Source organism: Vibrio makurazakiensis (assembly GCF_050337375.1).
GTDB classification, from domain to species: domain Bacteria; phylum Pseudomonadota; class Gammaproteobacteria; order Enterobacterales; family Vibrionaceae; genus Vibrio; species Vibrio makurazakiensis.
Genome location: NZ_JAKJSW010000075.1, coordinates 1 through 18,935, shown reverse-complemented (window position 1 = coordinate 18,935; position 18,935 = coordinate 1). Strand labels below are relative to the sequence as shown.

The 18,935-nt window shown below is 43.5% G+C and carries 21 protein-coding genes, 1 pseudogene and 1 other annotated feature; of the genes and pseudogenes, 16 read left to right on the top strand and 6 right to left on the bottom strand.

The genetic code is table 11. The features are described from left to right. A pseudogene (locus tag L4C33_RS10610) lies at positions 1 to 173 on the bottom strand (nucleotidyltransferase domain-containing protein); the annotation flags it as partial. Between the two features lie 136 nt (positions 174 to 309). Here L4C33_RS10610 and efpL point away from each other — a divergent pair. From efpL to L4C33_RS10595, 3 genes are all read left to right on the top strand, one after another. Then, positions 310 to 879 carry an elongation factor P-like protein EfpL gene (gene efpL, locus L4C33_RS10605; protein ID WP_428812408.1) on the top strand — a complete coding sequence of 190 codons (570 nt, stop codon included), beginning with the start codon at positions 310 to 312 and terminating at the stop codon, positions 877 to 879. Between the two features lie 7 nt (positions 880 to 886). After that, a complete protein-coding gene (locus L4C33_RS10600) occupies positions 887 to 1,207 on the top strand; it encodes an HI1450 family dsDNA-mimic protein (RefSeq protein ID WP_428812407.1) in 321 nt (106 codons plus the stop codon). A 126-nt stretch (positions 1,208 to 1,333) separates the two neighbouring features. Then, entirely contained in the window at positions 1,334 to 1,825 is a 492-nt protein-coding gene (locus L4C33_RS10595) for an RNA methyltransferase (RefSeq protein WP_017076367.1), read from the top strand. A 168-nt stretch (positions 1,826 to 1,993) separates the two neighbouring features. Here the strand turns inward: L4C33_RS10595 and rluB are convergent, their stop codons facing one another. The 3 genes from rluB to rnm form a co-directional block, all read right to left on the bottom strand. Further along, positions 1,994 to 3,028, bottom strand: coding sequence for a 23S rRNA pseudouridine(2605) synthase RluB (rluB, locus tag L4C33_RS10590; protein WP_428812406.1), 1,035 nt, complete (start codon positions 3,026 to 3,028; stop codon positions 1,994 to 1,996). A 135-nt stretch (positions 3,029 to 3,163) separates the two neighbouring features. Further along, on the bottom strand, positions 3,164 to 3,784 hold the full coding sequence (locus tag L4C33_RS10585) for an L-threonylcarbamoyladenylate synthase (RefSeq protein WP_428812405.1): 621 nt from the start codon (positions 3,782 to 3,784) through the stop codon (positions 3,164 to 3,166). A 72-nt stretch (positions 3,785 to 3,856) separates the two neighbouring features. Beyond that, positions 3,857 to 4,738 (bottom strand): RNase RNM, encoded by an 882-nt coding sequence (gene rnm, locus L4C33_RS10580; protein WP_428812404.1) that lies wholly within the window; start codon positions 4,736 to 4,738, stop codon positions 3,857 to 3,859. A gap of 129 nt (positions 4,739 to 4,867) precedes the next feature. Between rnm and trpL2 the strand changes: the two genes are divergently transcribed. The 11 genes from trpL2 to yciA all read left to right on the top strand — a co-directional run bounded on the left by trpL2 (position 4,868) and on the right by yciA (position 15,730). Next, positions 4,868 to 4,993: a tryptophan operon leader peptide gene (gene trpL2 / locus L4C33_RS10575; protein ID WP_428812403.1), complete on the top strand. Its 126-nt coding sequence runs from the start codon at positions 4,868 to 4,870 to the stop codon at positions 4,991 to 4,993. Then, positions 4,940 to 5,055: a sequence feature (Trp leader region), on the top strand. It overlaps the preceding gene by 54 nt. A gap of 125 nt (positions 5,056 to 5,180) precedes the next feature. Further along, entirely contained in the window at positions 5,181 to 6,788 is a 1,608-nt protein-coding gene (locus L4C33_RS10570; protein WP_428812402.1) for an anthranilate synthase component 1, read from the top strand. Between the two features lie 2 nt (positions 6,789 to 6,790). After that, a complete protein-coding gene (locus L4C33_RS10565) occupies positions 6,791 to 7,417 on the top strand; it encodes an aminodeoxychorismate/anthranilate synthase component II (RefSeq protein WP_428812401.1) in 627 nt (208 codons plus the stop codon). A gap of 9 nt (positions 7,418 to 7,426) precedes the next feature. After that, on the top strand, positions 7,427 to 8,425 hold the full coding sequence (trpD, locus tag L4C33_RS10560; RefSeq protein ID WP_428812400.1) for an anthranilate phosphoribosyltransferase: 999 nt from the start codon (positions 7,427 to 7,429) through the stop codon (positions 8,423 to 8,425). 25 nt (positions 8,426 to 8,450) lie between these two features. Continuing rightward, positions 8,451 to 9,890: a bifunctional indole-3-glycerol-phosphate synthase TrpC/phosphoribosylanthranilate isomerase TrpF gene (trpCF, locus tag L4C33_RS10555; protein ID WP_428812399.1), complete on the top strand. Its 1,440-nt coding sequence runs from the start codon at positions 8,451 to 8,453 to the stop codon at positions 9,888 to 9,890. 123 nt (positions 9,891 to 10,013) lie between these two features. After that, positions 10,014 to 11,204 carry a tryptophan synthase subunit beta gene (gene trpB, locus L4C33_RS10550; protein WP_428812398.1) on the top strand — a complete coding sequence of 397 codons (1,191 nt, stop codon included), beginning with the start codon at positions 10,014 to 10,016 and terminating at the stop codon, positions 11,202 to 11,204. Beyond that, a complete protein-coding gene (gene trpA / locus L4C33_RS10545; protein WP_428812397.1) occupies positions 11,204 to 12,010 on the top strand; it encodes a tryptophan synthase subunit alpha in 807 nt (268 codons plus the stop codon). The genes trpB and trpA overlap by 1 nt, the downstream gene beginning before the upstream one ends. Positions 12,011 to 12,590: 580 nt before the next feature. Further along, positions 12,591 to 13,850, top strand: coding sequence for a dicarboxylate/amino acid:cation symporter (locus L4C33_RS10540; RefSeq protein ID WP_428812396.1), 1,260 nt, complete (start codon positions 12,591 to 12,593; stop codon positions 13,848 to 13,850). Positions 13,851 to 14,283: 433 nt separating this feature from the next. Beyond that, complete coding sequence (locus L4C33_RS10535; RefSeq protein WP_428812395.1) at positions 14,284 to 14,532, top strand: hypothetical protein; 249 nt, start codon at positions 14,284 to 14,286, stop codon at positions 14,530 to 14,532. A gap of 109 nt (positions 14,533 to 14,641) precedes the next feature. Then, on the top strand, positions 14,642 to 15,220 hold the full coding sequence (locus L4C33_RS10530) for a septation protein A (RefSeq protein WP_428812394.1): 579 nt from the start codon (positions 14,642 to 14,644) through the stop codon (positions 15,218 to 15,220). Between the two features lie 114 nt (positions 15,221 to 15,334). Next, complete coding sequence (yciA, locus tag L4C33_RS10525) at positions 15,335 to 15,730, top strand: acyl-CoA thioester hydrolase YciA (protein ID WP_428812393.1); 396 nt, start codon at positions 15,335 to 15,337, stop codon at positions 15,728 to 15,730. Between the two features lie 62 nt (positions 15,731 to 15,792). Here the strand turns inward: yciA and L4C33_RS10520 are convergent, their stop codons facing one another. Next, a complete protein-coding gene (locus L4C33_RS10520) occupies positions 15,793 to 16,335 on the bottom strand; it encodes an outer membrane beta-barrel protein (protein WP_428812392.1) in 543 nt (180 codons plus the stop codon). A gap of 207 nt (positions 16,336 to 16,542) precedes the next feature. Between L4C33_RS10520 and L4C33_RS10515 the strand changes: the two genes are divergently transcribed. Both L4C33_RS10515 and L4C33_RS10510 read left to right on the top strand, forming a co-directional pair. Continuing rightward, positions 16,543 to 16,839 carry a YciI family protein gene (locus tag L4C33_RS10515; RefSeq protein ID WP_428812391.1) on the top strand — a complete coding sequence of 99 codons (297 nt, stop codon included), beginning with the start codon at positions 16,543 to 16,545 and terminating at the stop codon, positions 16,837 to 16,839. 1 nt (position 16,840) lies between these two features. Next, positions 16,841 to 17,230, top strand: a complete 390-nt coding sequence (locus L4C33_RS10510; RefSeq protein WP_428812390.1) for a GspS/AspS pilotin family protein — start codon at positions 16,841 to 16,843, stop codon at positions 17,228 to 17,230. A 79-nt stretch (positions 17,231 to 17,309) separates the two neighbouring features. Here the strand turns inward: L4C33_RS10510 and L4C33_RS10505 are convergent. Beyond that, a partial coding sequence (locus L4C33_RS10505) for an alpha/beta fold hydrolase (RefSeq protein ID WP_428812389.1) occupies positions 17,310 to 18,935 on the bottom strand: 1,626 nt, incomplete at its 5' end.

The following is an 18,935-nucleotide window of genomic DNA, read 5'->3' as shown; positions in this document are numbered from 1 at the left end:
ACATCAAGGTTTGAATGCCCTACTCTAGCTGTTTTATTTGCAACACTTCCGTAAATATAAACACTGTGTAAATTAGCGCCAAGCCCACCTTTAAGAAAACGGTTTAGGTCTTCTACTACAGGTTGGAATTCAGGTTGAAGCGGCTGCTTTGGGTCAATTACAGGTAAAGGCATGCTGGAACAATCAATTTTCAAGATAAGTTGGACAGGACACTATGATCGCTTAGGTGACTTTATGATTCAAGCTATTCCTATTTGTAGTATCTCCGCGATATAATCGTCAGATAGACCCAATAAGGACAAACACAAAATGCCTAGAGCAAGTGAGATTAAAAAAGGTTTTGCTATCACAGTAGACAGCAAGACAGTACTAGTTAAAGATATCGAAATCACAACACCAGGTGGCCGCGGTGGTCAAAAGATTTACCGTTTCCGCGGTAACGATGTAGCAACTGGCGTTAAAACAGAAGTTCGCCACAAGGCAGATGAAATCGTTGAGACTATCGACGTAACAAAACGCGCAGTTATGTTCTCTTACGTTGACGGCGACGAGTACATCTTCATGGATAACGAAGATTACACACAGTTCATCTTTAACAGCGATATGATTGAAGATGAGCTACTGTTCATCAACGAAGAGACTCAAGGCATGTACGCTATCCTAATCGATGGTAACGCTGCGACACTTGAACTGCCAACTTCTGTTGAACTTGTTATAGAAGAAACTGACCCTTCTATCAAAGGTGCTTCTGCTTCTGCTCGTACTAAACCAGCTCGCCTATCAACTGGCCTGACTATTCAAGTTCCTGAATACATTGCAACTGGCGACAAAGTTGTAGTAAACACAGCTGAACGCAAATATATGAACCGCGCAAGCTAGGACAAACATGACTGAACTAATCTCTTACGACGATGCAATCGACACTGCTTACGACATCTTCTTAGAAATGGCGCCAGATAACCTAGAACCAGCTGATGTTATTCTATTTACAGCTCAGTTCGAAGACCGTGGCGCAGCTGAACTGGTTGAAACTGGTGACGATTGGGCAGAACACGTTGGATTTGAAGTCGATAAAGAAACGTATGCTGAAGTTCGTATCGGCCTTGTAAACGAGACTGACGATGTACTTGATGACGTTTTTGCTCGTTTGCTTATCAGCCGTGATCCAGAACATAAGTTCTGTCACATGCTGTGGAAGCGCGACTAAGCTCTTCTCTAACCAGCTCTATGTATGGAGCTGGTTTCTTTTTGCCTGCAAAGCTCTATATAGCCCAGTTCTATACTATTAAACTTTATACAGCCAAGCTCTATAGAAAGTAAATTCTACAAAATTATGACTAAAGCGAAAACAGATACTCTATCCAAAGGCTATGCCTGCGTTGGACTAGTCAATCCTAAAACACCCGAAAACGTGGGTTCAGTAATGCGAGCAGCGGGTTGCTACGGAGCAAACTCTGTATTTTATACTGGCACCCGCTATGATCACGCTCGTCAGTTTCATACTGACACTAAAGAAAAGCACCTTGAGCTACCTTTAATCGGCGTTGAAGATCTAAAAGACATTATTCCTGTTGGCTGTGTACCCGTTGCAGTTGACTTGATTGAAGGCGCGAAGCCACTACCAGACTATAAGCACCCACCTCGTGCTTTTTATATTTTTGGTCCTGAAGATGGTACTTTGAAAAAAGAGATCACGGATTTCTGCCGTGAAACCATTTACGTTCCTACAAATGGCTGCATGAACCTTGCTGCGGCGGTTAATGTCATTTTGTACGACCGTATGGCAAAAGGTGACAACTTTTCGAATCACTTGAAAGTCACTTAACTATTTTTAGCTTTTGGCTAAAGTGATTATCGACAAAATGAGTCAACGACTCCAAACGATGCAACGAACCTAGTCAAAACGCTTCAAGCACTTGCGCTTCGTTTACCAAAAAAAAGACATAAAAAAACCTGCTCTAAAGCAGGTTTTTTTCAATTTGGATATAACAAATTACATGCGAGTTCTTGGCTTAGCCGGTTTCGCAGGACGTCCGTTATTCATCTTAGGCTTACTCTTGTTAGCCTGAGGTTTACCTTTGCTTGCCGCTGGAGCGCTACGACCTGAATCAGGAGTTGTAGTGCCGCGAGTTGCTGGCTTCTTACGTTTAGTTTGGTTACTGCGGCCTTTTGGAGCATTTGCACGCTCTTCGTGACGCTTAACTGCGCGACGAATTTTTTGGCTACGAGAACGTTCACGTTTACGAGAAGTGTTTGCAGGGTCAAGATCGAGCATGGTTTCCTTTTCAGGATTCATCTCTACTAGTTGACGCAAGTAGTTAACTTCTTGTAGATCAAGTTCTTTCCAACCGCCACGAGGCAGTTTTTTGTCTAGGTAGATATCACCGTAACGAACACGCTTCAGGCGGCTTACTGTTGTTTCCTGTGATTCCCAAAGACGACGAACTTCACGGTTACGACCTTCGTTAATCGCTACGTAGAAAGTATGGTTCATACCTTCACCACCAGCGTAAACAACATCTTCAAAACGAGCCATGCCGTCTTCAAGTTTTACGCCGCGAGTAACGTTTTTAACTTTCTGCTCAGTAACTTCACCAAATACGCGAACTAGGTATTCACGTTCAACTTGGCGACTTGGGTGCATTAGACGGTTTGCTAACTCACCATCAGTAGTGAAAAGCAAAAGACCTGATGTGTTCGCATCTAGACGACCAACAGAAATCCAACGCGAACCGCGAATCTTAGGCAAGCGGTCGAATACTGTACGACGACCTTCAGGGTCGTGACGAGTACATAGCTCACCTTCAGGTTTGTAATACGCAAGTACACGACAAACCACTTCTTCTGAAGCTTTGCCTGAAACTACGTGGCCATCAATACGAATGATTGCACTTTCGTCTTCAAGACGCTCACCTAGTTTTGCAACTTGACCATTAACACTAACACGACCTGTTTTAATTAAGGTCTCAAGTTCACGACGAGAGCCATGACCGGCACGCGCTAGAACCTTCTGTAATTTTTCGCTCATTTACTAATTCTACCTAATTGTCGTCTTCACAGACGTCGAATGAATTTTGTTGCGATAAAAATCGCGGTCGCAGATTATCGCAAATACCAGTCAAAAAATCATCTGTTATTTGCGTTATACCGACTTTGTTATCGTTTATTCGAACGGTGTCGGGTCGCCAGCACCATGGCGCAGAACAACAGCATCATCATCACTGAAGTCAATTACAGTCGTTGGTTGCTCACCCAGATAACCGCCATTAAGGATCACATCAACCGCATGCTCTAGGCTGTCACGGATCTCTTCAGGATCTGATTCTGTCGTTTCATTTCCTGGAAGAATCAATGACGTAGACATCAAAGGTTCACCCATTGCTTCTAGCAGGTCTAGAGCAATTTTATTATCTGGCACACGAATACCTATCGTTTTACGTTTGGCATTCATTAAACGTTTTGGCACTTCTTTCGTTGCTTTGAAAATGAAAGTATAAGCGCCTGGCGTGTGTGCTTTAAGCAAGCGGAAAGCGACGTTATCCACTCTTGCATATAGCGATAACTCAGAAAGGTCACGGCATAAAAGAGTAAAGTTGTGCTTGTCATCAATTCGACGAATTTTGCAAATACGCTCTAGCGCTTGTTTGTTTTCAAGCTGACAGCCTAGTGCATAACCCGAATCTGTTGGATAAACCACAATGCCGCCATTGCGGATAATAGCCACCGCTTGACTAATCAAACGTGCTTGTGGGTTATCTGGGTGTACATAAAAAAACTGGCTCATTGTTGATCCTCGTTATCGAATCTCTCGACTCTATGTTATATCAATCGAAACAATTACTTATTCAGATAAATATTATGAAGGAGCTTGTTCGTCTGACGATTCTTCAGATGACGAAACCTTTTGAAACTCCCAATCTTTCCATACTTCTTCGACCCCAGAAGGTAGCCAGAGATTACGGCCCAGTTCCATCCACGGAGATGGGTAATGAAAATCACTGCCTTGAGAAGCTAATAGTTTGTATTGTATAGCATAATCCGCAAGTGTGCGTCTTTCTTGTTGCGCTTGCTGTGGTTGTGCAACTTCCATTGCATCACCATTGGCTTCTACAAACGCAGTCAATAAACGCTTAACCCACTTGGCAGTAAAACCGTACCGACCCGGATGAGCAAGTACCGCTTGCCCACCAGCAGCATGAATAGCAGTAACAGCGTCACTCATTGAGCACCACGTCGGCGGCACGTACCCAGGGTTATTGCGTGTCAGATACTTTTTGAATACTTGCTGCATTGTTTTAGCATAGCCGTTATCGACTAACCATTTAGCAAAGTGAGCGCGAGTAATTGGCGCATCGCCAGCAATCGCTTTGACTTCTTCGAGCACGCCTTCACGGGTGGCTTTCTCTAGGCGTTGAGCAATCATTTCAGCACGCCCCATACGGTGCTGCTTTTGCTGATCAATTAATGCTTTTAATTCCGGTGACTCTGGATCTATGTTCAGACCAACGATGTGAATATCTTTATTCTGCCAAACCGTCGAAATCTCGATGCCGTTGATCAACTGAATTGGCAATTGGTTATCTGATATATAGCTACGTGCTTCAGCAAGGGCATCTGTGGTGTCATGATCTGTAATGGCTAACGCTTCAATGTTAAAGCTTAGCGCACGGTCAATCAGCTCTGGCGGCGTCAATCGGCCATCTGAGGCTGTGGTATGACTATGTAGATCAATTCTCATATTTTCATTCTTTTGTTTTTTTCTTGGATATTTGTGTCTCTATGCTTGACTTGTTGCCTTTGAACTAGTTAACTAGTACACAAATACGAAGTATCCAGTATATGGATTAATAAAGTTTATAGGCTCACTATGTTACAAGAATTTAACCAAGACCAGAAAGATAAAGTTTCAGAACTTTCTTCAGTAGAAGCAAGTTCTGAGCTTAATTGGTGGCGCACTTGGACAAGTTCTTGGTGGGCCAATGTGTACTTCTAATTAAACAGTTTGTTTAGAACAAAAGTTATCACTAAGCCCGCTTTCATAGCGGGCTTTTTAATTTGTCGAACATCTCACATTCAACTGACTAACAAATCATCGAATTGACCATATTCTAGATTGGGTGAAAGGTATCTTTATGCGACTATGTACGGCAGGAAATTTAAAGAATCATAAAGGAGGTCTTGTGAACAAGGCCATTGAAATCAAAAAGCTGGGAACCATTGAGGTCATCAATTCTTCCGTTCCTTACTCGCAAGATCCAACCAGTGTTTTCCATACATTATGTGAAAACAAAACCGACAGTTTACTGCTGGAATCTGCTGAGATTGAATCTAAACAGAACCTGACAAGCTTACTCCTTATCGACTCTGCTGTTCGCATTGTATGTCGCGGACATGAAGTAACCTTTCAAGCACTGACCAATAATGGTCAAGCGCTTATTGAACACTTGAGTGAAAACGTTAAAACAGAAATCGAATCTGACCTTACTAATAACGTATTAACGCTTACTTTTGTAGAGCCAAGCAACGAGTTAGACGAAGACTCGCGCTTAAGAGAAGCCTCTTCTTTCGATGCGCTGCGTTTGGTTCAGCACAGCTTTGCTCAAGACCCAGACAACAAACACGCTTTGTTCATGGCTGGCCTATTCGCTTACGACATCGTGGCGAACTTTGAACCGCTAGGCGATGCTGAAGCAACTAACAATTGCCCTGACTTTGTTTTCTACGTTGCTGAGACACTGCTGCGCTTCAATCACCAAGAAAATGAAGGCTTGTTGCACGCGAGTTTATTCGCTCAAGACGCGAGTATTAAAAACCATTTAACGGAACGCCTAGCAGACATTCAAACACAATGTCAGTCACTGAAAGCCATCACAGAAGTTACGCCTCTCGACAACGTCGACGCTGTACCAAGCGTTTCAGATGAAGACTTCTGCCAAACGGTTCGTGATTTAAAAGAGTTCGTAGTTAAAGGCGATGTATTCCAAGTCGTACCTTCACGCCGCTTCACGCTGCCTTGCCCTGCCCCACTAGCTGCCTACAAAGAACTTAAGCAAAGCAACCCAAGCCCTTACATGTTCTACATGCAAGACGAGCTATTTACTTTGTTTGGTGCTTCTCCAGAAAGCGCGCTGAAGTACGAAACGGAAACTAACCAAATCGAAATCTATCCAATCGCTGGAACTCGTCGTCGAGGTAAGCGTCCTGACGGTCAAATTGATTTCGATTTAGATAGCCGTATTGAGCTTGAGCTACGTACTGACAAAAAAGAAAACGCTGAACACATGATGCTAGTCGACCTAGCTCGTAACGACGTTGCACGCATTGCCGAAGCAGGCACTCGCCACGTAGCAGATTTACTGAAAGTCGACCGCTACAGTCATGTGATGCACTTGGTTTCTCGTGTAGTTGGTCAACTACGTGAAGACTTAGATGCACTACATGCTTACCAAGCTTGTATGAACATGGGTACGTTAACTGGCGCACCAAAAATCCGCGCAATGCAGCTTATTCGTGATGTAGAGAAAACACGTCGTGGTAGCTACGGCGGTGCAGTAGGTTACCTAACGGGTGAAGGCACGTTAGATACTTGTATCGTGATTCGCTCTGCTTACGTTGAAGATGGCGTAGCACAAGTACAAGCTGGCGCTGGCGTGGTATTCGACTCAGACCCACAAGCAGAAGCAGACGAAACTCGCGGCAAAGCACAAGCGGTTATCTCTGCTATCCAAGCTGCACATACCAAGAGCTTGTCATGTAATAAGCACTTATCAAATAAGAAGGAGTCGTAATCATGGCTGATATTGTATTCATCGATAACTTCGACTCGTTCACTTACAACCTTGTCGACCAGTTCCGTTCATTGGGTCACAACGTAAAAATTTACCGTAACAACATCTCTGCAAAAGTAGTTGAAGCAGCAATCAACGAACTAGACAACCCAGTAGCCCTACTGTCACCAGGCCCTGGCGCTCCAGCTGACGCCGGCTGCATGCCTGAACTAATTCAGCTGCTAAAAGGTAAGGTGCCAATGATTGGTATTTGCTTAGGCCACCAAGCGATTGTTGAAGCGTATGGCGGCACCGTTGCAGGCGCAGGTGAAATCATTCATGGTAAGGTGTCGATGATGGAACACCAAAACCATGACATTTACCAAGGGCTTCCTTCGCCATTAGCTATCGCTCGTTACCATTCTTTAGTGGCAACTCATGTATCTGATAGCTTAACAGTGACTGCAGAAGTAGATGGCTTGGTTATGTCAGTGGTACAAGAACAAGATAAGGTTTGTGGATTCCAATTCCACCCAGAATCAATTATGACAACCTACGGTGCAACGCTACTGGCAAACGCTATCGAATGGGCTCTTGAGAAACCTCTTCATCTAGAGAAAAGCTCGACTCTTGATAAAAAGACTAAATAGGAAAAGATCATGGAACAGATTATTAATAAGCTTTACGAGCAGCAGTCTCTTACTCAAGAAGAAAGCCAACAGTTATTTGACATTATCATCAAGGGTGAACTTGATCCTATCCTGATGGCTTCAGCACTAACCGCACTTAAAATCAAAGGCGAAACGCCAGATGAAATTGCTGGTGCAGCGAAAGCACTACTTGCGAATGCAAATCCGTTTCCACGTCCTGATTACGATTTCGCGGACATCGTAGGTACGGGCGGCGACGGTCATAACACTATTAATATCTCGACGACTTCTGCGTTTGTAGCAGCAGCCTGTGGACTAAAAGTTGCGAAGCACGGTAACCGTAGCGTATCAAGCAAATCAGGCTCTTCTGATCTGTTGGACTCTTTCGGTATCAACCTGGCAATGAGCGCTGAAGATACGCGTTCAGCTGTAGACAAACTAGGTGTGGCGTTCCTATTTGCGCCGCAGTATCACGGTGGTGTTCGTCACGCGATGCCAGTGCGTCAGACAATGAAAACTCGAACTATCTTCAATATTCTTGGCCCACTAATTAACCCAGCTCGCCCTAACATTGAGCTAATGGGTGTTTACAGCAAAGAACTTGTACGCCCTATCGCAGAAACCATGCTGCAAATGGGTATGAAGCGCGCAGCGGTTGTTCACGGTAGCGGACTTGATGAAGTCGCTATTCACGGCGAAACCATGGTTGCTGAAATCAAAGACGGCGAAATTCTCGAGTACACAGTGAGCCCTTCTGACTTTGGCTTGAAGACTCACCCGCTAGAAGCAATTAAAGGCGGTGACCCTGAAGAGAACCGAGCTATCACGACTCAAATTCTAACGGGTAAGGGAACTGAAGCTCAAGCAGGGGCAGTTGCGGTTAACGTGGCTCTGTTGATGCGACTATTTGGTCACGAAGACCTCAAAGCCAACGCACAACAAGCAATCGACGCGATGAACTCAGGCAAAGCTTACGAGTTAGTACAGCAGCTTGCTGAGCACGCTTAACGAACGACAAGTAGAGACAAAGAAGATGACACAGACTACCGATAAACTGTCGACCCACGTTTCAGTCAAAGAAGCTGAAATGGCAGAAGTTCTTGCGAAAATCGTTCGTGATAAATACCAATGGGTTGAAGCTCGTAAGCAGACTCAACCACTAGACGAATTTAAAGGTGCTTTAACAGCAACCGATCGTAGCTTTTACGATGCACTTACAAGCGAGCAAGCTGTTTTCATCACTGAATGTAAAAAGGCATCGCCATCAAAAGGTTTGATCCGCGATGACTTTGACCTAGATTACATTGCATCAGTTTACAACAACCATGCAAATGCCATTTCAGTACTGACCGACGAAAAATACTTCCAGGGTGATTTTGAATTCTTACCTCAAGTTCGCAGCATTGCTAAGCAGCCTATCTTGTGTAAAGACTTCATGGTTGATACCTACCAAGTTTACCTAGCTCGTCATTATTCTGCGGATGCAATTCTTTTGATGCTGTCAGTCTTGGATGACGAAGAGTACCAAGCGCTTGCTGAAGTCGCGCACTCATTAAACATGGGTGTACTAACTGAAGTCAGCAACGAAGAAGAGCTTCACCGTGCAGTCGCTTTAAAAGCTAAAGTGATCGGCATTAATAACCGTAACCTGCGCGACCTTTCGACTGATTTGAATCGTACCAAAGAGTTGGCTCCACTGATTCGCGAACTGGCTCCGAACGCCATCGTAATTTCAGAGTCTGGTATCTACACCCACCAACAAGTGCGTGACCTTTCAACATTTGCCGATGGCTTCCTAATCGGTAGCTCTCTTATGACAGAAAAGAACCTAGAATTGGCCGTTCGTAAAGTAACGCTTGGCGAAAACAAGGTATGTGGTTTAACCCACTCCGACGATGCTGCCAAAGCGTATCAAGCAGGCGCGGTATTCGGTGGTCTGATTTTCGTTGAAGCGTCTAAGCGTCATGTGGATATCGAAGCGGCTCGTTTGACTATGAGCGGTGCTCCTTTGAACTATGTCGGCGTGTTCCAAAATCATAGCGTTGCAGACGTTGCTCACGCCGTTTCAGAGCTCGGTTTGTTCGCTGTACAACTGCACGGTGATGAGTCTCAAGCGTATGTTGATGAACTTAAACAATCACTGCCTGAAAGCGTTGAGATCTGGAAAGCTTATGGTGTTGCTTCTGGTGCAAAAAGCGCATTACCAGAATTACTGGAAAGCAACGTGACTCGTCACCTGCTAGATACTAAAGTGGGTTCTCAAACTGGTGGTACCGGCCAAGCCTTCGATTGGAACCTGATCAACAACCAAAGCGCGATCATGTTGGCAGGTGGTCTAAGCCCAGAAAATGCTAACCAAGCGGCTAAGTTAGGCTGCTTAGGGTTAGATCTAAACTCTGGTGTTGAATCGGCTCCAGGTAAAAAAGACGCAGACAAACTGCAACGCGCTTTTGCGGCGATTCGTAATTACTAGTCTGGCTTCTAAAAGCAAAAATCAGAACTAGAAACATATTTGTGAGCTTTGCCTTTGCGAAGCTCAAACAAGACTAAATGACTTGGGGTGAAGACACTCCAATAGAATTGAAGGAATAATACAATGGCTAAACTCGATGCCTACTTCGGTGAATACGGTGGTCAATACGTACCGCAGATCTTAGTGCCAGCACTAGACCAATTAGAGCAAGCATTTATTGATTCGCAGGAAGACCCAGAATTCCGCAGTGAATTCATGACGCTACTTCAAGAGTATGCAGGCCGCCCTACAGCTCTAACATTAACGCGTAATCTAACCAAAGGTACAAAGACCAAGCTGTACCTAAAGCGTGAAGATTTATTACACGGTGGCGCACATAAAACGAACCAAGTACTTGGTCAGGCGCTACTTGCTAAACGCATGGGTAAAAAAGAAATCATTGCTGAGACTGGTGCAGGCCAACATGGCGTAGCAACTGCTCTAGCTTGTGCTCTTTTAGACCTAAAATGTCGCGTTTACATGGGTGCAAAAGACGTTGAGCGTCAAAGCCCGAACGTATTCCGTATGAAGTTGATGGGCGCTGAAGTTATCCCTGTACATTCAGGTTCTGCAACATTGAAAGATGCGTGTAACGAGGCGCTACGTGATTGGTCTGCAACGTATGAAGACGCGCACTACCTACTAGGTACTGCAGCTGGCCCTCACCCATTCCCAACCATCGTTCGCGATTTCCAGCGCATGATTGGTGAAGAGACTAAAAACCAAATTTTAGCTCGTGAAGGTCGCCTTCCTGATGCTGTTATCGCTTGTGTCGGTGGTGGCTCTAACGCTATCGGTATGTTCGCCGACTTCATTGAAGAAGAAACGGTTCGCCTTATCGGTGTAGAACCTGCAGGTAAAGGCATTGATACTGACCAACACGGTGCACCACTGAAGCACGGTAAAACAGGTATCTTCTTCGGTATGAAAGCACCACTGATGCAAGATGAAAACGGCCAAGTAGAAGAGTCTTACTCTGTTTCTGCTGGTCTAGATTTCCCGTCAGTTGGCCCTCAACACGCTCACCTAAATTCGATTGGACGTGCTGAATATGRCAACGTAACTGATGACGAAGCGCTAGAAGCGTTCCAAACTCTAGCTCGTAAAGAAGGCATCATTCCTGCTCTTGAGTCGTCTCACGCGCTTGCTCACGCACTGAAAATGGCGCACGACAATCCAGAGAAAGAGCAACTGTTGGTTGTTAACCTATCTGGCCGTGGTGATAAAGACATCTTCACTGTACACGACATTCTTGAAGCGAAAGGAGCACTATAATGGATCGCTATCAATCACTCTTCACTCGCTTAGCTGAAAAGAACCAAGGCGCATTTGTCCCATTCGTAACCGTTKGCGATCCTAACCCTGAGCAGTCACTTAAGGTCATGGAAACGCTTGTTGAAGCCGGTGCTGATGCGCTTGAGCTAGGTATCCCGTTCTCTGATCCTCTGGCCGATGGCCCAACAATCCAAGGCGCGAATATCCGAGCTTTAGATTCGAAAGTAACACCAGATATCTGTTTTGACCTTATTGGCAAAATCCGAGCTAAATACCCAGAGCTACCAATCGGCCTTCTGATGTACGCAAACTTAGTGTACGCACGTGGCATCGAGAACTTCTACGAGCGTTGTGCTAATGCGGGTATCGATTCTGTACTAATCGCTGATGTACCAACGAATGAAAGTGAAGAGTTCGTTGCTGCAGCTACGAAGTTTGGCGTTCACCCAATTTTCATTGCACCACCAACAGCAAGTGATGAAACGTTAAAATCTGTTGCTGAGCTAGGTGGAGGTTACACGTACCTACTTTCGCGTGCTGGTGTGACTGGTGCTGAAACTAAAGCAAACATGCCTGTTACTGCACTGCTTGACCGCCTAAACCAATTCGATGCACCGCCAGCACTGCTTGGTTTTGGTATCTCTGCTCCTGAGCAAGTAAAAGAAGCGATTGAAGCTGGCGCAGCTGGCGCTATCTCTGGCTCAGCTGTTGTAAAAATCATCGAAAGTAACGTTGAGCAGCCAGAAGAAATGCTTAAAGCATTAGCTGAATTCGTAACACCGATGAAAGCAGCAACACAGAAATAACGCTTTCTTAGATCGTAACTGAATAAAAGCTCCGTCATAGTACGGGGCTTTTTTATTTATCACCCGACCCACTTTATTAACCGTGCTATAAATCCTACCCCCGAAGTTAAAACCACACATCAACTTCTTTTGGCATACGTGGTATAGCAACGAGTAACTCCCGTTCTCCTCTCAATTGCCAAAATTTTGTAAATTAATATCGTAAATAGTGTGTTTTTATCACTTTCTTCTGTCCGATATTCGCAACTTAACCTCTATTGCCGTCACGTTCGATTGAAACAACTATGTTAAGAAAGATGATGAGGTAGCTTAAATTTAAGTCATACATACAGAGCCGCTCAAACCGGCAATTTATAAATACAACCAATGTTAACTTCTTTTAGACCACAGGCAAACGTTTGCTTTTGTGTAAAAAACAGCCATTCAGAAACAAACCACACATTTTAAACAGCGTTTCACCTTGGCACATATTGCTAAATGTAAAATATACGTGTAAAAGTCTCCTCGAAATTATTATCCAAATGTTTATTCAACATTAGTGGGTAATGCTAGGAAATTACAATTTAGTAGCACAAGGGTTATGGAAGTGTTAAAAGAAAAGAATTTGTTAAGTAACATCGGCGTACAAGTCGTGATTGCAATGATCGTAGGTACTGCTGTTGGTGCCATGATGGGTGAAAGCGCAACAATGTTCGCTCCACTAGGCGCAATCTTCATCAATTTAATCAAGATGCTAGTAATTCCTCTAGTTGCAGTTGCACTAATCTCAGGTGCTGCTGGTCTAGGTAATAGCTCTTCTGCAGGTAAAGTTGGTGTAACTACACTGGGTTACTTCGCGCTAACGTCTGCACTAGCTGTAGCGCTTGCACTTGTAATGGGTGAAGTATTCGAACCAGGTCGCGGTATTGACGTATCTGGCGTTGAAGGCATGTTCTCTTCTGAATACGCAGCAAAAGGTGAACTACCGACTTTCTGGGCGACCATCACTGGTATGATCCCAACGAACGTATTCCAGTCACTGAATGAAGCTAATATTCTTCAAATCCTAGTTTTCTGCTTATTCTTTGGTATTGCGATTTCTAAACAAGCAAAAGAAAAGCGTGACCCTATCATCAACGGCGTAAACGCAATTGTTGACGCTATGGTTTGGATGATCAACAAAGTAATGATCATCGCGCCGCTTGGTGTATTCGGCCTAATGGCAGAAGCAGTTGGCACGTTCGGTTTTGGCGCACTAATGGTTGTGTTCAAACTGTTCCTTGTTTACATCGCTGCAATCCTGATTTTCGGTTTCGTTGCTTACCCGCTAATGATCCAAATCTTCACTAAGACTTCAGCTAAGAAGTTCTTAACTGCAATGAAGAAACCACAAGCGGTTGCGCTATCAACGGCTTCTTCAATGGCTACGCTACCAGTAACCATGGAAACTGTTGAGAAAGAGCTAGGTGTTCGTAACTCAACGGCTTCATTTGTTCTGCCTCTTGGTGCAACAATTAACATGTCTGGTAACGCGATCTACTACGGTCTAGTAGCTATTTTCTTTGCACAGCTGTTCAACATCGACCTTTCTATGGGCGCTTACGTTGCGATTATCGTAACGTCTACGCTAGGTGCGGTTGGTCAAGCTGGTGTTCCAGGTCCTTCTTTCCTAGTTGTGGCTGTACTTTTAGCTGCTGGTATTCCAATCGAAGGTCTGCCTCTGTTATTCGCTCTAGACCGTATCTTCGATATGATCCGTACTGCGCTTAACATCACTGGTGACGCAGCTTGTGCAGTAATCGTTGATTCTCTAATCAAAGATGAAGAAAAAGAAGCTGAGCTACAAAAACAGCAAGCTTAAGTTTTTGCTCTGATAAAGTTGTCTCGTCCTAAGCTACGGTGACGACATTTAAAAGCCACTCAAACGAGTGGCTTTTTTATTATGAGTCTCTCTGAGTTAGGTTTTCTTTACTAATACTTCTTATTTTGAAAACACAGTTTTTCTGAAAAACCTTATAACCCCAAAGTCATTCTCAYAATCGTAACCACTTGCTCAATATGATTCTCAAAGTGAAGAGTCAACTTCCCTCCCCTAAATAAAACTCAATGAATTCATTTTTCAGCCGATACAAACCTTATAGAGACTAGCGTTGCAGCACTAATTTCACCAAGAAAGATAAGCATAGATAGAAAGCTAAAACTGGCACTCTGCTTGCTTAAGTAACAGTACAAACTGTAGACAAGATCAATCGTCAAAAATATAGCGTTGTGGCGAGTTACATGGAGGATCTGTTATGACTCTACAAAGACACACATACTACGGCCTAATCCATCACGGCATCAAAACCCTACTATTGGATCGAGTGGGTCACTTTACAGAAGCTGAATACCACGAGTATTTGGATCTGACGACTGGAAAATCGACTTGTTTTGCTATGAGCGAAGAGGAGTTAGTTTCAACACTGGATAACCTAAAAACTGAAGGTTACTTAGAAGATATCAAAAGCTTAATTCCTCGATACCAGACAGCAATGATGCGTTAACAAAGCACATCAAAGTAATTATTTTTATGCAATTGTCTCGATCTGTTTAGCATCGAGACAGTTTTCGTTAGACTGCATGTAACTCAACTAAACGGAAACTCTTTGCGATATGAAGCAAATTCTTGATTTTATCCCTCTGATTATCTTTTTTGCCTTATACAAGATGTATGACATCTATACGGCAACAGGGGCACTAATCGTTGCATCCGCAATTCAAATCATCCTGACCTACGTAATCTACAAGAAAGTAGAAAAAATGCAGATCATCACATTTTTGATGGTCGCTATATTTGGCGGCATGACGATTTTCTTGCACGATGATAACTTCATTAAGTGGAAAGTAACCATCGTCTATTCTCTATTTGCTATTGGCCTAACGGTAAGCCACCTAATGGGTAAGTCAGCAATCAAAGGGATGCTTGGTAAAGAAATCAGCTTACCTGATGCCGTTTGGAGTAAAATCAACTGGGCATGGACTCTGTTCTTCACAGTTTGTGCCATCGTTAATGTTTATGTCGCGTTTAACCTCCCACTCGATGTATGGGTAAACTTCAAAGTATTTGGTTTATTAGCTGCCACTTTTGGCTTTACTTTGCTTACAGGTGTCTACATTTACAAGCATCTACCAAAAGATACCAACCGGAGTAAAGAAGAACGCTTAACCGATGATAAAGACAACGAAAACTAATTATTCAAGGTGACAACTCACATCACATTTTTGATATAATATGTCTATATTTGAGCGGCCAGTCTGTATTACAGACTGGCCGCTGCTTTATTTGTCGTTCTGGGAAACCTTAAAATGAGCCATATTGCTGATGCGCCGAAAGGCCAACTTCTTCTTCGTACCCTTGCTATGCCAGCAGACACTAATGCCAATGGCGATATTTTCGGTGGCTGGATTATGTCTCAACTGGATTTAGCCGGTGGTATTCTTGCTAAAGAAATTTCTGGCGGCCGTATTGTTACCGTATCAGTTTCAAGCATCACATTTAAGAAGCCAGTTCGTGTTGGTGACGTTGTATGTTGCTATGGCGAATGTACAAAAATAGGTCGCACTTCTATGTCAATTGACTTAAACGTGTGGGTTAAACCCGTAAAAGAAGACGGCATTGGCGATCGTTTTCAGGTTTGCGAAGCGACATTTAACTATGTGGCCGTTGATAGCGATGGTAAGCCAAGAGCGATTAAAAAGTAACACTCGGAGTAAACAAGCTAATAGTATCGATTCTATTAGCTTGTTAATTCAGTTAAAGCTGATTACAAAAAGTGGAATGTCACATTCAGTGATAAATTGTTTAAATCATAAGAACGTTCACCTGCGCCATCGTTCACTTTCTGGCCGTTAAATATGGTATAGCTCAAGCCTGTAGAGAACATTGGCATAAAGAAGTACTCAGCACCAACACCATACAGTAATCCGATATTCGATGTATCCATGTTGTTACTTTGCACTTTTGTTTCTGTCGATGTGCTATGAATACCTGCTTTTCCGTAGATATGTAGATTAACAAAATCAATACTTGGTCTTACTGCTGCGAAATAACTCGATGCTGTTACATCAACTGCACCCGAAGAACCCGAGAAACTCATGGTGCCATGATTTACTGTGCCGGCTTCTATTCCTATAAACGGCAACAACCCAGTCCCACCCGTTAAAGAATATCCCGTCTCCTTTTCACTAACACCATCTCCAATATCGTATGTGGCTTGCCCAGCCCCTACACTCGCATAGAGAAGCGCGTCTGCATGTGCAGCATTTGAGGCAGTAGCTAAAACCAACGCTATCAATGCTTTTTTCATTTCTAACCTCATAATTATACAGTCCAAAAGACAGTATAATTATGTGCACGTCGATTAAATGTCTATATGACTAATAAATATTGCCATTAACTCATTATATTCAGCACACTTTCTTTCGGCGGCTCTTCCAATCCCGATAAGTTCGCGTAAATTAGACGTAATCATTAAGATCACCATTTGGTGTATGAACAAACAAGGAAATTCAATATGTGGTACGTGATTTTTTCTCAGGATGTTGAAAACTCTCTAGAAAAACGTTTAAGCGTTCGTCCTCAGCACTTAGAGCGACTACAACAACTTCAAGACGAAGGCCGCCTACTAACCGCAGGGCCAATGCCAGCTATCGACTCTGATAACCCAGGTGAAGCAGGCTTTACAGGCTCAACGGTTATTGCAGAATTTAACTCGCTAGAAGATGCACAAACTTGGGCAGATGCAGACCCTTATATTGACGCTGGCGTGTATGAGAACGTGATTGTTAAGCCTTTTAAGAAAGTATTTTAACGTGAAGAAATGGTTAATTGGTGCGGTTGCACTGGCCTCGCTAGTCAGTGGCTGTAGCTCTACGAATGACGAGCAACGTCAGCTGGAAATGATGGCACAGCACAGAGCTGGTGTGCTCTCTGCAGGGTTACCGATTGAATACGGGCCACTATCTGTCATGCGAGTACTTGCCAAAGGGCCAGTAGTTGAGATCATGATGATCTATAACCAAGACGCTAAAGGCGCACGCCCTCTTACTGAAGTCATGAACAACAGTGTGAATACCTACTGTACTAGTTCGGATGTAAGGGCAAACTTAGATATGGGCTTAGCGTATAAGATTAAGATCCGTAATACGCGTGGCCAGTTGATGTCTGAACAAATGATCAGTAAAGAAACCTGCAAGAGCTAGTTAATGATCTTTATCGTTAGACTACAGATACAAAAAGGCCTCGCATTTGCGAGGCCTTTGTTATGTATTAAAGTAATATTTAGTTTGCTTTAATGATCTCTTTATTCACTACATTCGCAGCATTTTCACCTGCGATAAACTTCGCTACTTGGTCTGCAACTAACGCCGCAGCTTTGCCAACAAGTTTCGAGTCTGCGTTACCCGCAGCTGCTGTAGACTCCGTCAGTGTACCCACACCCATGTTATGAGTTCCTGCAGAAGTACGTGTATAAACTTTAGTACCCATAGGGTTATCAAGAACATTCTCTAGACCAATTAGGGTCTCTAGAGGGTAAGCACCCGCTAATGGGAATTCAGTTAGGTTTAGTTCATAGTAAGGTTGTTCAACTGTACCAAGTGCGCAGCGTGATTGAACACCAAACTCTTCAGTATCTAAACCTTGGCAACGCTCAAACATCGTATGCTTGTCTAGCTCAACCTTCACAGGAACCGTTTGGTCACCAGTAGTCACAACTTCATAGTTTTCAGAAGGTTGAATGCCTTCTTCAATTGTACCGTCTACAGTTATCGAAAGAACATCACTTGACCTCAATACATTAACGTAGTTTAGAGGATCTACTGAATCAACGACTGTTTGAATTAAGTACTGAAACTCTGACATATAAGCAGGTTCAACTTTAGTAACTAATGCATCGTAATCCGCTTTATTGGCCTTAGCCCAAGCTAAAAGATCTTTCTGTTTAACTTCTACGCCAAGTTTTGCTAACTCTTCTACCAAACGCAATTGGAAACCATCAGTCAACTTAATCGCTGGTGGTACTTCATCTTGACCAAGCCAAGTTGAGTTGAATACAACGCCACCAATACCAAAGCCAGGGTTAGCTAAAGCCGTTTTCATTATCTCATTGTTTGGATCATAACTAGGCTCTGTTGTGTCATTCAAAATACCCGTTGCTGTTGCTGCAACGATAGCACCCATAGAGTGACCGACTAACTTAACGTTTGTATCATCTATATTCACGCCTGTTAGTGATGCAGATGAAAGAGTACGACGTAAATTAACAACATCTGCAACCGCTTGGCGGAAGTTGTCTCGTGAAGTCAGTAGTGCATCTGCTTTTAAGAAGTTCTTAACGTCTGCGTTGTCGTTTCCTGGGTATAATCCTCGAACTGATTGGCTTGCGTTCACATCAGGCGTACCATCACCATTAAAGTCATAGGCTCTTTCACCGTGCATATGGTGATCCATCGCAATAACTAGATGTCCTTCTAAGCCTGCGTCTGCAATATACTCTTGAATAAAATTATCTAAGATAAGCATACCGCCGTTACCAAGCTCTTTTACAGCAGTAATACCGTGAATAAAAATAACAACAGGTAAGGCATCTGTTCCATTATATCCATATGGATACACGAGCTTTAGATTTGTGACTTGAGTTTGAGCCGCATCTAGAGTTGCGTCTCCCCAACTTGAGAACAAACCTGAGCAAGTATCTTGAGTGTATAAATATGACTCGTAATGTGAATTTGCACCATTGACTTCAAACCACTCTTTTGCAGCAGAGAAGTTCGCTACATTAGCGCTACAGTTTGTACCATCAACTACATCTTCACTGAAATAGTAAGGTAAGGTGGCTTCAATCTTTGCACTATTTGAGCTAGATGCTTTAGTAATACATTTAATATTATTTGTTCCACATACCGT